Source organism: Anaerococcus ihuae (assembly GCF_928368155.1).
Taxonomy (GTDB): Bacteria; Bacillota; Clostridia; order Tissierellales; family Peptoniphilaceae; genus Anaerococcus; species Anaerococcus ihuae.
The window spans coordinates 177,536-190,757 of the sequence record NZ_CAKMRU010000001.1; the positions used below are offsets into that span (position 1 = coordinate 177,536).

Here is a 13,222-nt window from a genome sequence, read left to right on the forward strand (position 1 = left end):
TAATGAAAAATTCTTTTAAAATATTAATTTATTTGTTATCACTTTTGGGATTTGCAGCAGGTGGAGTTGTAATTGCCTATATTTTAATAAATGGTATACCAAATATTTCTCCTTCGCTTTTTGAATTAAAATATTCATCCGAAAATGTTTCAATAATGCCAGCCCTTATTACAACATTTTTATCAATTGTAATAACCCTAATGGTAACTTTGCCAGTTGGTATTTTTACAGCGATTTACTTGTCACAATATGCAAAAAATAAAATTTTGATAAAATCTGTAAGATTTGCTACAGAAATTCTTTCATCAATTCCTTCAATTGTTTATGGTTTGTTTGGATATTTGTTTTTTGTTGACGCCCTACATTTGGGATATTCTTTGATTGCAGGATGTTTAACAGTAGCAATTATGATTCTTCCAACCATAATTAGAACAACTGAAGAGGCGATTTTAAATGTAAATCCTCTCCAAGCTCACGCATCACTAGCTTTAGGAGCTACAAAAATTCAAACAATTTTTAAAATAGTAATACCAGAAGCAATTAATGGAATTTTGGGAGGAATATTTTTATCAACAGGAAGAATAGTTGGTGAATCTGCTGCCTTGATTTACACAATGGGAACAGTAGCAAAAACACCTACATCAATACTAGATTCTGCAAGAACAATGGCAGTTCATATGTATGTCCTATCGACAGAAGGTTTCCACGTAAAAGAAGCCTATGCAACAGCAGTATTACTTTTAGTTTTTGTAATACTATTAAATTTTGTATCGGCAAAAATTTCTAAGGCTATAGTTAAATAAGGAGAGAATAATGGAAAAAACAAAAGATAAAAATAAATATTTATCTAATGATAAAAAAAGAATAGAAACATTTTTTGGAAATAAAGAATCAGAAAATTTATCTAATAAAAAAACCATAATAAATGTAAAAGATTTAGATTTATATTATGGAGATTTTCAAGCTTTGAAAAAAATAAATATGGAAATAAAAGAAAATGAAATTACAGCTTTTATTGGACCAAGTGGTTGTGGAAAATCTACAACTTTAAAATGTTTTAATAGGATGAATGATTTAATTGATGATTGCAAAATCGAAGGTTTAATTGAAATTGATGGAAAAGATATAAATAAAAAAGATGTTGATGTAGTTAGTCTTAGAAGAAATGTAGGAATGGTTTTTCAAACACCAAACCCTTTTTCAAAATCAGTTTATGACAATATAACCTACGGACCAAGAATTGATGGAATAAAAGATAAGGATGAGCTTGATGCAATTGTAGAAAAGTCTTTGAAAGCTGCAAGTGTTTGGGATGAGGTTAAGGATAAACTCGACAGAAATGCTCTTTCATTTTCTGGTGGTCAACAACAAAGAATTTGTATAGCAAGGACTCTTTCTGTAAATCCAGAAATAGTTTTGATGGACGAGCCAACCAGCGCCCTAGATCCAATTTCTACTGCATCAATTGAGGAGTTATTAGAAGATTTAAGGGGTAAATATACAATAGTGATAGTTACTCACAATATGCAACAAGCAGCAAGAATTTCTGATAGAACAGCATTTTTCTTGACTGGAGATGTAATTGAAATGGATGAAACGAAAAAAATATTTAATGATCCAAGGGACAAAAGAACTGAAGATTATATAACAGGAAGGTTCGGTTGATATGAGAACAAGATATATTGAAGATTTAGATAATATTAGGGAAATGGAAAAAAACGTATCAGAATTGATTCAATTATCATATGATAGGTTTGTCTTATATCTTGAAAATGGTCAAAAAAATAATCTTGAAGAAATAATTGATCTTGACCATGATACAAGACAATATGCAGCAGATATAGAGAGATTTTGCTATGACCTTTTGGCTTTGCAACAACCAGTTGCAAGGGACTTGAGATTTTTGCAAATGTCAATAAAACTTGCATCCACTTACAAAAGAATTTCAAATCATATAGCTCAAGCTGCAGCAATTATTTTGGAATTTCCTTTAAGAGATGAAGAAAAAGAATTTGTAAAAACTTTTATAAAAAACCAAAAAAATATGAATTTAAATAGTATCCAAAGTTTTGAAGACAACGATAATGAACTTGCCTTAAGAACAATTGATGATGATGAAATTAATAATGAATTATTTGAAGATTGTATCCATTATCTCGTAAAATTAACAAAGTCAGACCAAATCACACCAATGGAATTGTCTGAAAAAGTGCTATTCTATAAATATTTTGAAAGACTTGGAGATAGGTTAGCTAAAATAGCTGATTATTCAACAAGGTTATGATTTATGTTGTAGAAGATGATAAGTCGATTAGAAATTTAGTTTTATACGCCTTATCAGAAAAAGATTATCAAGTGAGAGGCTTTGAGGATGGTCTGGATGTTGTAGAATCAGTAAGAGAAGAGAGTGTGGACTTACTAATTCTAGATATAATGTTACCTGAAAAAGATGGTATTGAAATTTTAAAAGAAATTAGAGAATTTTCAAATGTTCCTGTAATAATGCTTACAGCAAGAACGGATGAATTTGATAAAGTTTTGGGTCTTGAAAGTGGGGCGGATGATTATATAACAAAACCATTTTCAATTTTGGAATTAATTTCAAGAGTAAAGGCAGTTTTAAGAAGAAGCGAGAAAAAAGACAGGGAACATTTGACTTATTCAAACATAGAAGTGAATATCAAAAAAAGAACCGTAAAAGTTGATGGTGAAAAAATAGATCTAACCTACAAGGAATTTGAAATGCTCTTGTTATTTTTGACCAATATTGGTAATGTTATTACAAGAGAAGATTTTCTACTAAAAATTTGGGGTTATGATTACGAGGGAGAAACCAGAACGGTTGATGTTCACATAGCAAGTCTTCGTAATAAGTTAAAATCTGCAGGTGTGCACATAAAAACTGTAAGAAATTTAGGATATAAACTTGGAGAAATATGAAAAAAATAATTAATAAAAATATTAATATTATAACAAGTTTGTTAATTATTATTATTTTTGTATTATCTTCTTTATTTTCATATCAAAAAGAAAAAAAAGCTCAAGATGAATTTGTAGAAAATTCCTTGAGCTTTCTTACTTATAAAAAAATAGATGAAAAAAAGTTAGATAAATTTAAAAATTCTTATAATATTGACCTACTGTTAAAAGATACAGAAGGAAATGTATTATATAACTCTGGAATAAATAAAAATATAATAAAAAACTACGAATTTTATGATGTTGATATTGTTAAAAAATCTAAAAAAAATTACATAAATAAGGAAACAAAAGTTTTTGCAAAAAAATCCAAAAATAAAATTCTAGCCATAAAATTTAATAATCCAACTTTTATCATATATCTTTTTAAAAGAACTTATATTTTGATTATTGGTATAATTCTTGCCTTTATAATAAATAAATTTTTCACAAATTACCTATATGAAAGAATAACTAATCCCTTTAAAGAAAGAATAGATGATAAGAAAGAATTTTATAATTTTAAGGAAAATCCAAAAGATTATATTGAAAATTTAAGATTCGATAGAAAAAATTTACTTAATGAAAATTCGAATTTAAAAGCAAGGATTTTAGATATTGAAAAAGTGAGCTCAAATATGGAAGAGGGTTTTATTTATTTGGATAAAGAAGGAAATATCTTGATAATTAATAAGGCTGCCAAAGAATTATTAAATATTGAAAAAGACAAAAAATTAGAAAATTTAGTAGAAAATGATGGTTATAAACTTGCCATAAGAGAGACTAATCTTCTTAAAAAAGGTAAAAATATTGAACTTAATATTGATGATTTATCTTTAAAATTATATATTGACCCGATTATAGATAGGGAAATTGAGTCATATATAATTATAGTGATTGACAATTCAAAAAATAAAAAAGCTGAAATTATGAGAAGAGAATTTACAGCAAATGTAAGCCACGAATTAAAATCCCCTCTTACAAGCATTAATGGATACGCAGAATTAATTGCTACAGGCCTTGCAAAAAATGATGATATAAAAGAATTTGGGAAAATTATAAATGAAGAAGGAAACAGATTATTAAATATAATAGATGATATTTTAAAACTTTCAAAACTTGACGAAGAAAATTTAACTGAGGGAAGAACAATCGTAAATATAAAAAATGTAGTTGATCAAAGTATAAGTAGATTTAAGAGAAGTTCAGATAAGAAAAATATTAAAATCGAAAACAATATGGATGATTTATATATTAAAACTCACGAATCACTTTTCACCGACCTTATATCCAATATTTATGAAAATGCAATCAAATACAACAAAGTAAATGGAAAAATTTCGATAAATTATGAAAAAAACGACAGAGGAATTAAAATATTTATCTCTGATAGGGGTATAGGAATAAAAAAAGAAGATCTTTCAAGAATTTTTGAAAGATTTTATGTAGCAGATAAGCAAAGAACAAGAACATTAAAATCAACAGGACTTGGCTTATCAATTGTAAAACATATATGCGATTACTTAAATTATGATATAGAAGTTGAAAGTGAATATGGCTTTGGAACAAAATTTACAATCTTCATTCCAAGCTTATAATTTCTTTTTTCTCTTTTATTTGTTATAATTGTTATGAGTAATTATTAAAATTTATAAGGAGTAGATATGAAAATAGAAGTTTGTGCAGGCGCAAGATGCACCATGCTAGGATCGGACATAATTTATAACAGATTATCAAATTTTGTAGAAGAATTTAATGATAGACTCTATAAAGGTGATTTAGACATTCAAAATATTGAACTTGAAATCGAAATGATAACATGTAATAATGAGTGCAAAAAAAATAAAAAAAATGCACCAGTTGTACTAGTAGATGGAAAAGTATTTACAAATGCAAAAACAGAAGTAATAATGGAATACATATTAGATACGGCTTTTGAAGATAAATTTAATTAATATTTGAAAAGACTTGTAAGGAAGATAAGAATAATGAAAGAAACATACATAAATATATTAAATATTAGAAGAATGGCCTTTGAACATATAGCAAAAATTGCTTTTGAAAATAGGCCAATTTATGACATAGCGACAGAAGTTTTTGAAATACTCCCAGGAGAAGAAGCATCATATAGGGAAAATATTTTTAGAGAAAGAGCCGTAATGGGCGAAAGACTAAGGATGGGAGTAGGACTTCACGCAAGAACTGCAGACAATACGGGAGCAATTACTGATGGTTTGGATGATGAAGATTATGATATAAAAAAATATGAGCCACCTCTAGTTTCAGTAATAAAAATCGCCTGCGAGGCTTGCCCTGAAAATAGAGTAGAAGTTACAAATACTTGTAGGGCTTGTATTGCTCACCCATGTGTAAATGTCTGTCCAAAAAATGCTATTACCTACACATCAAAAGGATCAATAATTGACCAAGATAAGTGTATAAAATGTGGAAAATGCGTTCAAGCTTGTCCATATAATGCAATTGCTCACACAAAAAGACCATGTGCAGAAGCTTGTGGAGTGAAAGCTATAAAAAGTGACAAATTAGATAGGGCAGAAATTGATGATGATAAGTGCGTAGCATGTGGAAGATGTATAACTGCTTGTCCATTTGGAGCAATTTCAGATAAAACAGAAATTTACCAATTGGCAAAGGCTTTAAATACAAATGAACACGTTTATGCCATAGTTGCCCCATCATTTGTAAGACAATTTGGACAAATGGCAAGCCCAGTTCAAATAAAAGAAGCAATCAAAAAATTAGGATTTAAGGATGTAATAGAAGTAGGACTTGGGGCAGACCTTACAACCTTAAACGAAGCTCACGAATACGTTGAAAGTGTTCCAGAAAAAATTCCATTTATGGGAACATCTTGCTGTTATTCATGGAAATTAATGGTAAAGAAAAAATTCCCAGAAATAAATGATAAGATTTCAGAATCATCAACACCAATGATTTATTCAGGAAAACACATCAAAAAAATGGATGAAAAAGCTCAAGTAGCTTTCATTGGTCCATGCATTTCAAAAAAACTTGAAGCAAGAAGACCAGAAGTTGCAGAAACAATAGACTACGTTATAACTTATGAAGAGCTAATGGGAATGTTCTTGGCAAAAGACATAGATCCTGCAGAAATACAAGTTGAAGAAGATTGGCAAGATGCATCAGAAACTGGAAGAAATTATGCAGTAAGCGGAGGAGTAGCTGAAGCTGTAAAAAGAAGAATTGCAGAAATAAATCCTGATTTAGATGTAAAAGTAGAAAAAGCAGAAGGACTTGCTGATTGCGTAAAACTTGCCCAAATGGCAAAACTTGGAAGAAAAGACGGACTATTATTAGAAGGAATGGCATGCGTTGGTGGATGTGTTGGAGGACCTGGAACTTTAATTTCAGAAATTAAAACAGGAAAAGCAGTAAAACAATTTGCCAAAGAATCAATCTACAAATCCCCATACGACAACAAAAATATCCCAGAAGAAGATAAACCAAAAGACTGAAAAAACTAGGAGCATAGAAATATGCTCCTTTTTTCGTACAAAAAAAGATGCGAAAATCGCATCTTTTAAATTTTTTATTTATCTAAGTCTTCTTTGATTGCTTTGGCTAAATCTTCTAAAGTTTTTTCTTGATCATTTTTCATTGAAGAATTAATTATGAAATCTTCTCCAACATATTCGTGTTTTCCACTTTCAAGAATTTCTTTTGCTTGTTCAAGAGATCTTCCACCCCATGAATAATTGTGGATGAAGGAAATATGTCTATTTTGATATCCTGTACCAACTAGTTCTCTTAAAAGCGCATCCATTTTGTGATATAGACCTGCATTGTAATTCATTGCAACAAAAACTTGGTTTGAATATTTGTGGGCATCAGCAATTATATATGAAAAATCAGTATCAGATACGTCATATAATTTTATATCAGAAACTCCAAGTTCATCTAGTTTTGATGCTAAAATATCAGCAGCTAATTCTGTATTTCCATACATTGAAGAAAATACAATTTCTACACCTTTTGTTTCTGGTTTGAAGTTTGCCCATTTGTCATATTTATCAAGGATAAATTCTATAGATTCTTTGTCATCATAAACAGGTCCGTGAAGAGGGAAGATTGCATTAATTTCAAAATCTGAAACTTTTTTAATAAGATTTGTAACCATTCTTCCTTGTTTTCCAACTATATTTATATAATATCTTCTGTTTTCATTAACCCAAGCTTGCTTTTTGATATAGTGTTTTGCAGAAATGTGGCCTTCCAAAACATCAAATGAACCAAAAGCATCAGCTGAGAAGAATAAACCTTCTGTAGTTTCATAAGTCATAAAAACTTCTGGCCAGTGAACCATTGGAGCAAAAACAAATTTTAGATTTCTTTTTCCAATATTTAATTCATCACCATCTTTAATTTCTACAAATCTTTCTTCATCATATTTATCATTTGGATAAAATTGATGGAAAAATTTAATAGTTTTTTGGTTTCCAACAAATTTACAATTTGGATATTTATCTAAAATAAAATCAATTGATCCACAATGATCAGGTTCCATGTGTTGAACAATAATATAATCTAAATCTTCTCCATCAAGAGCTTTTTCTACATTATCAAGGTAAGTTCTTATTACAGAAGAATCAGATCCATCCATCAAAACATTTTTTTCATCTTTTATAATGTATGAATTGTAAGTTACACCATTTGGTAGGGTAAACATATTTTCAAATCTTTTTAGGCCCCTATCATTGGCACCAACCCAATAAATATTGTCATAAACTTTTTTTATAAATTGCATATAACCTCCAAAATTATTATTATCGCTAAAATTATTATACCTTATTAAATATAAAATTAAATACAAGATATAAGCCAATATTGTTTAAATTGTAATATTTAGTTTAGAAAACTTTTTCATAGATTTTAAATTTTTGATTTTAATTTAAATTTATAAATTTTTTGAAAAAATTTAAATAATTTTGATTAAATAAAGGATTTTAGGTTATATATTAAGTGTAGATGTTTTACATATTCATATATTGCAATTCAATTTTATCTTTATTAGTAATCTTTATAAAAATAAATTGAGTTGACAAAAAAACATTTTCAGTATAGAATTATATTGTAAAACAAAAATGGATATTATATTTTTTAGGAGGAATATATGCTTTTTAAAACAACAGATGAGCATGAAGCTTTACGTAAAAAAGTCAGAGAATTTGCTGAAGAAAAAGTAAAACCAATTGCTTTTGAGCTTGACCAAAACAACGAATTTCCTGACGAAATTGTAAAGGAAATGGGAGAATTAGGATTTTTAGGAATTCCTTATCCTAAGAAATACGGTGGTCAAGGCTTAGACGTAATGAGCTATGCAATCACAGTTGAAGAATTATCGAGAGTAGATGGTGGTGTTGGAGTAATTTGTTCTGCACATACATCTTTAGGTTCATGGCCAATTTTTGCTTTTGGTACTGAAGAACAAAAGAAAAAATATCTTGTTCCTTTAGCAAAAGGTGAAAAAATCGGTGCATTTGGATTGACAGAAGAAAACGCAGGAAGTGACGCTGGTGGAACAGAAACTACAGCTGAACTAGACTTAGACGGCGAAAGATATATTTTAAATGGTAAAAAAATATTTATTACTAACGCTCCAAAAGCAGATACATATGTTGTATTTGCAGTAACAACTCCAGGAATTGGAACTCATGGTATTTCAGCATTTATAGTTGAAAAAGGCATGGAAGGATTTACATGCTCTGATCATTATGACAAATTAGGTATTAGATCATCATGTACTGCTGAATTACATTTTGATAATGTAAAAGTTCCAAAAGAAAATCTTCTTGGAAAAGAAGGACAAGGATTTAAGATTGCTATGGCAACTCTTGATGGTGGTAGAATTGGTATAGCTTCACAAGCTTTAGGTATTGGCCAAGGTGCTTATGAATCAGCTTTATCATATGCTAAAGAAAGAGAACAATTTGGTATGCCAATTGCTCACCTTCAAGCTAATACATTTAAACTTGCTGATATGGCAACATATTTGAAAGCTGCAAGACTTATGATTTATTCAGCAGCTGAATTAAAAGAAAATCACGAAAGATATTCTGCAGATGCAGCTATGGCAAAACAATTTGCATCAGATCTTGCATCAAAGATTACTAACGAAGCATTACAAATGTACGGTGGATCTGGATTTATTAAAGGAATCGATGTTGAAAGATTCTACAGAGATTCTAAAATCACACAAATCTACGAAGGTACAAATGAAATAATGAGAGTAGTTGTTGGAGCTCATACAGTAGGTAGAGCACCAAAGGTTAAAGCTGTAGGATCAAACAAAAAATCTGGACCCATCGCAGGAGTCAGAAAAGGAGAAATCTATGAGGGAGATCCTAAAGAAGCAGTTAAAAACCTTGTGGCAGCACTTAAAAAGGACGGATATGACTTTACTGTAGGAATCGATCCTTATACTCCAATTCCTGACGCTGAAAGAATAGTTGTAGCAGGTCGTGGTATTGGTGAAAAAGCTAATATGAAATTAATTGAAGATTTAGCTTACCAAGCAGGTGCAGCTATTTCATCATCAAGACCAGTTGCAGAAACTTTGAAATATGTTGATATTAATAGATACGTTGGTATGAGTGGACAAACATTTAAAGGAAACTTATACATTGGTGTAGGTGTATCTGGAGCAGGACAACACTTAAAAGGAATCAAAAATGCTTCAACAATAGTTGCAATTAATAATTCTAAAAACGCTCCAATTTTCAACAACTGTGATTATGGTATAGTTGGAGATGCTATGGAAGTTCTTCCACTACTAATTAAAGAATTAGATAATGGTGAAGAAAAGAAACCAGCACCACCAATGAAGAAAATAAAAAGATCTAAACCAAGAAAAATGGCTCCTACAAATCCAATCTATGTAGATTTAGGTTCTGGATATGAATACAATCCTGAAGAAGGAGATCCAGAAAATGGAATTGAACCAGGAACACCATTTGACAAACTACCAGATTCTTGGGTTTCACCAGTTTCAGGAGAAGCTAAAGATCAATTCATTAAAATGGATGTACCAGAAGACAGAAAGTAGTAGGAGGAATATATGTATACAGTTAGAAAAGTTACAGACGACTTATATTATGTAGGTGGAGATGACAGAAGACTTGCTCTATTTGAAAATATTTTTCCTATAGATGGAGTTTCATATAACTCATACCTTTTAATGGATGAAAAAACAGTTTTAATAGACTCAGTAGACTGGTCAATTACAAGAGAATATATTTTAAATGTATCTAGAGTTCTTGGAGATCGTGACCTTGATTATATGATTATCCAACACATGGAACCAGACCACTGTTCAGCAATTGAATTAATGCTACACTACTATCCAAACGTAAAAATTATAGCAAGTGAAAAAGCAATTTTATTCATGAGACAATTCGGTTACCACGTTGATGATAGATATATAGAAGTTAAAGAAGGAGATTCAATCTCTTTTGGTAAACACGAATATACATTCGTAGAAGCTCCAATGGTTCACTGGCCAGAAGTTTTAATGACATACGATTTAACTGACAAAGTTTTATTCTCAGCAGATGCTTTTGGATCATTTAAATCTAATGATGGTAGACTTTTTGCTGATGAAGTAAATTGGGACAGAGATTGGTTAGATGAAGGAAGAAGATATTATACAAATATAGTTGGTAAATACGGTACTTTCGTTCAAGCAGTTCTTAAAAAAGCAGCTGGACTTGATATTAAATATATCTGTCCACTTCACGGACTAGTTTGGAGAAAAGATTTTGGCTATATTTTAGATAAATATGATAAATGGTCAAGCTATCAACCAGAAGAAGAAGGTGTATTAATTGCTTACGCATCAATGTATGGAAATACAGAATATGCAGCTCAAGCACTAGCTTCAAAACTTGCTGAAAGAGGAATGACAAATATTTCCCTAAGAGATGTTTCAAGTACAGATGTATCATACTTAATTGCAGACGCATTCAAATATTCAAATATAGTTCTTGCATCAGTAACATACAACCTTGGAATATATCCAAAAATGAAAGACTTTATCCATGATATGGCAGCTTTAAATGTACAAAACAGAGCAATTTCATTGATGGATAACGGATCTTGGGCTCCAACAGCAGCAGATAAAATGGAAAAATTCTTGGATGAAGAAATGAAATTAATCGATGTTCTTCCAGAACAAGTTAATATAGTTTCATCATTAAAATCTGCAAAAGAACCAGATATGGATGCTTTAGTTGATGGAATTTTCGAATCAATGAAGAAAAGAAGAGAAGAAGTTCAAAAAGCTAAAGACCAAAAGAAATAAAAATAAATTCAATTCTGCCACAGGAAACTGTGGCAGTTTTTTTGTAAATCTTATATAATAATATCTATAAGCGAAAAATTTAGAGGTTGTTATGAAAAAAAATTTAAAATTAAGAGCAGAAAATTTTAAGATAAAAGTTGGGGATGTATCTTATAATAAGGAAAAAATAAAAGAAATAGTAAAAAAAGCCAATGATGATTCAGTAAATATTTTACTTTTTCCAGAACTTTCTCTTACCGGAGCAAGTCTTTACCATGGATATAAAAATGATGATATATTAAATTCATCGCTTGATGCACTATTTGATTTAAAAAAATTCTCTAGAGATATTGATACCTTATTTTCACTTGGTCTTCCAATTAGAGAAGGAAGAAAAATAATAGATATGGTATTCCTAATAAAGGATGGAGATATATTAGGAGGATTTTTTAAGGATAATTTCAAAGATCATGAAAAATATGTATTTGATCTTCCTCAAGATGAATTTATTAATATTAAAGATGAATTTGTCTATCTTTATAATAAGTCTTTTATAGAAATTGATGGGGTAAAAATTGCCCTAAGTGTTGGGGAAAATGAGGATAAGATTATTTCTGATTCTCAAATATCAAAAACAAAAAATAATATAGATATAATTTTAAATCCATCAGCAAAAACAAGATATATTGGTTCAAAAAAAGCTATTGAAGATAAGATAAAATTCCTATCACAAGATACAATTTACCTATTTTCAAGCACAGGACTTGGAGAAAGCTCAACAGATTTTGTTTATGAGGGCTTAAATATTATTAGTCAAAATGGTCAAATAAAACAATGTGCTAGAGATAAGGCTGTAGATTTTATTTTTCCAATTGAAATAAGTAAAGAAGATTCAGCTGAAAGCTATAATTTTAAAAATGAATCAGCTTTAATAAATGTTGATAAATATCCATATATTTTAAAAGATAAAAAACTTTATGTGGAAGATACCTTTGATATAGTTACAAGAGCTTTAATTCAAAGAATGGATGCCATATCTTGTAAAAAAGTTATATTAGGTCTAAGCGGAGGGCTTGATTCGACTATGGCGCTTTTATTTATAGTGGATGCCTTTAAAAAAATGGATTTTCCAAAAGATAATATTCTTTTATATACCATGCCAGCCTTTGGAACAAGTAAGAGAACAAAATCAAATGCCTTTAAACTGGCAGAAGCTTTTGGCCTTAAATTAAATGAAATTGTTATAAAAGATGCAGTAAATGTTCATTTAAAAGATATAGGTCATGACGGAAAAACTCAAGATATAGCTTATGAAAATGCTCAGGCTAGAGAAAGAACTCAAATTTTATTTGATATAGGAAATATGGAAAATGCTATAGTGATAGGAACTGGAGATAAATCAGAAATTTCCCAAGGCTTTGCAACTTATAACGGAGATCATATGTCTTCATACGCAGTTAATGCATCATTGACCAAAACTGAATTAAGATATATTGTTTCCTATCTTGTAGAAAATACAGAAAATCAAAAATTAAAAGAAGTTTTGGACGATATTTTAAAAACTCCAATTTCACCAGAGCTTAAAAATGAAAATGAAGAAATAATTAGCCAAAAAACTGAAGATATAATAGGACCTTATGAATTAATTGACTTTTTTACCTATGAATTTTTGGAAAATTCTTCAGTTGAAGAAATTTACGAAAAAGCTAAAGCTGCATTTAAGGATGATTATGATAGTAAAACTATAAAAAAATGGCTTAAATCATTCTATAAAAGACTATTATCAAGTCAATTTAAAAGATCGGTTTCAGTAGATGGGCCGGCTCTTTCAAAAAAATCTTTCTCACCAAGAAGAGGCTATTTGTTGCCATCAGATATGTCTTCAGAAATTTTTATAGAAAGAATAGAAAAATTAGATGATTAAAATAGTAATTCCTATAATATTGA

11 protein-coding genes are annotated in these 13,222 nt (G+C 29.6%); 10 read left to right on the forward strand and 1 reads right to left on the reverse strand.

Going from position 1 to position 13,222, the window contains the following annotated elements; all coding sequences use genetic code 11:
• The first annotated feature begins 2 nt into the window (after positions 1-2).
• The 7 genes from pstA (at position 3) to L6653_RS00840 (ending at position 6,455) form a co-directional block, all read left to right on the forward strand.
• Positions 3-803 carry a phosphate ABC transporter permease PstA gene (gene pstA, locus L6653_RS00810; protein WP_236784962.1) on the forward strand — a complete coding sequence of 267 codons (801 nt, stop codon included), beginning with the start codon at positions 3-5 and terminating at the stop codon, positions 801-803.
• Between the two features lie 10 nt (positions 804-813).
• A complete protein-coding gene (gene pstB / locus L6653_RS00815) occupies positions 814-1,665 on the forward strand; it encodes a phosphate ABC transporter ATP-binding protein PstB (protein WP_236784964.1) in 852 nt (283 codons plus the stop codon).
• A 1-nt stretch (position 1,666) separates the two neighbouring features.
• On the forward strand, positions 1,667-2,284 hold the full coding sequence (locus L6653_RS00820) for a phosphate signaling complex PhoU family protein (protein WP_060803022.1): 618 nt from the start codon (positions 1,667-1,669) through the stop codon (positions 2,282-2,284).
• A complete protein-coding gene (locus L6653_RS00825; RefSeq protein WP_236784966.1) occupies positions 2,281-2,940 on the forward strand; it encodes a response regulator transcription factor in 660 nt (219 codons plus the stop codon). Before L6653_RS00820 ends, L6653_RS00825 begins: the two co-directional genes overlap by 4 nt.
• A complete protein-coding gene (locus L6653_RS00830; RefSeq protein ID WP_236784968.1) occupies positions 2,937-4,556 on the forward strand; it encodes a sensor histidine kinase in 1,620 nt (539 codons plus the stop codon). Before L6653_RS00825 ends, L6653_RS00830 begins: the two co-directional genes overlap by 4 nt.
• 66 nt (positions 4,557-4,622) lie before the next feature.
• Positions 4,623-4,913, forward strand: a complete 291-nt coding sequence (locus L6653_RS00835; protein WP_236784970.1) for a (2Fe-2S) ferredoxin domain-containing protein — start codon at positions 4,623-4,625, stop codon at positions 4,911-4,913.
• A 33-nt stretch (positions 4,914-4,946) separates the two neighbouring features.
• Complete coding sequence (locus L6653_RS00840) at positions 4,947-6,455, forward strand: 4Fe-4S dicluster domain-containing protein (RefSeq protein WP_236784971.1); 1,509 nt, start codon at positions 4,947-4,949, stop codon at positions 6,453-6,455.
• A gap of 74 nt (positions 6,456-6,529) precedes the next feature.
• On the opposite strand, the gene L6653_RS00845 is transcribed toward L6653_RS00840, so the two are convergent.
• Entirely contained in the window at positions 6,530-7,744 is a 1,215-nt protein-coding gene (locus tag L6653_RS00845) for an FprA family A-type flavoprotein (RefSeq protein ID WP_236784972.1), read from the reverse strand.
• A 366-nt stretch (positions 7,745-8,110) separates the two neighbouring features.
• On the opposite strand from L6653_RS00845, the gene L6653_RS00850 reads away from it, so the two are divergent.
• From L6653_RS00850 to nadE, 3 genes are all read left to right on the forward strand, one after another.
• Complete coding sequence (locus tag L6653_RS00850; RefSeq protein ID WP_236784974.1) at positions 8,111-10,042, forward strand: acyl-CoA dehydrogenase family protein; 1,932 nt, start codon at positions 8,111-8,113, stop codon at positions 10,040-10,042.
• Positions 10,043-10,054: 12 nt separating this feature from the next.
• The gene (locus tag L6653_RS00855; protein ID WP_058990753.1) at positions 10,055-11,296 is read left to right on the forward strand and encodes an FprA family A-type flavoprotein; all 1,242 of its coding nucleotides are present in this window, start codon (positions 10,055-10,057) and stop codon (positions 11,294-11,296) included.
• A 91-nt stretch (positions 11,297-11,387) separates the two neighbouring features.
• The gene (gene nadE, locus L6653_RS00860; RefSeq protein ID WP_236784975.1) at positions 11,388-13,199 is read left to right on the forward strand and encodes an NAD(+) synthase; all 1,812 of its coding nucleotides are present in this window, start codon (positions 11,388-11,390) and stop codon (positions 13,197-13,199) included.
• The last annotated feature ends 23 nt before the right edge of the window (positions 13,200-13,222 follow it).

Excerpts from the sequence above, each read along its gene's own strand:
- L6653_RS00825 (WP_236784966.1), top strand. The coding sequence starts at position 2,281 with ATGATTTATGTTGTAGAAGATGATAAGTCGATTAGAAATTTAGTTTTA.
- pstB (WP_236784964.1), top strand. The coding sequence starts at position 814 with ATGGAAAAAACAAAAGATAAAAATAAATATTTATCTAATGATAAAAAA.
- L6653_RS00835 (WP_236784970.1), top strand. The coding sequence starts at position 4,623 with ATGAAAATAGAAGTTTGTGCAGGCGCAAGATGCACCATGCTAGGATCG.
- L6653_RS00845 (WP_236784972.1), bottom strand. The coding sequence starts at position 7,744 with ATGCAATTTATAAAAAAAGTTTATGACAATATTTATTGGGTTGGTGCC.
- L6653_RS00840 (WP_236784971.1), top strand. The coding sequence starts at position 4,947 with ATGAAAGAAACATACATAAATATATTAAATATTAGAAGAATGGCCTTT.
- nadE (WP_236784975.1), top strand. The coding sequence starts at position 11,388 with ATGAAAAAAAATTTAAAATTAAGAGCAGAAAATTTTAAGATAAAAGTT.
- pstA (WP_236784962.1), top strand. The coding sequence starts at position 3 with ATGAAAAATTCTTTTAAAATATTAATTTATTTGTTATCACTTTTGGGA.
- L6653_RS00855 (WP_058990753.1), top strand. The coding sequence starts at position 10,055 with ATGTATACAGTTAGAAAAGTTACAGACGACTTATATTATGTAGGTGGA.
- L6653_RS00850 (WP_236784974.1), top strand. The coding sequence starts at position 8,111 with ATGCTTTTTAAAACAACAGATGAGCATGAAGCTTTACGTAAAAAAGTC.
- L6653_RS00830 (WP_236784968.1), top strand. The coding sequence starts at position 2,937 with ATGAAAAAAATAATTAATAAAAATATTAATATTATAACAAGTTTGTTA.
- L6653_RS00820 (WP_060803022.1), top strand. The coding sequence starts at position 1,667 with ATGAGAACAAGATATATTGAAGATTTAGATAATATTAGGGAAATGGAA.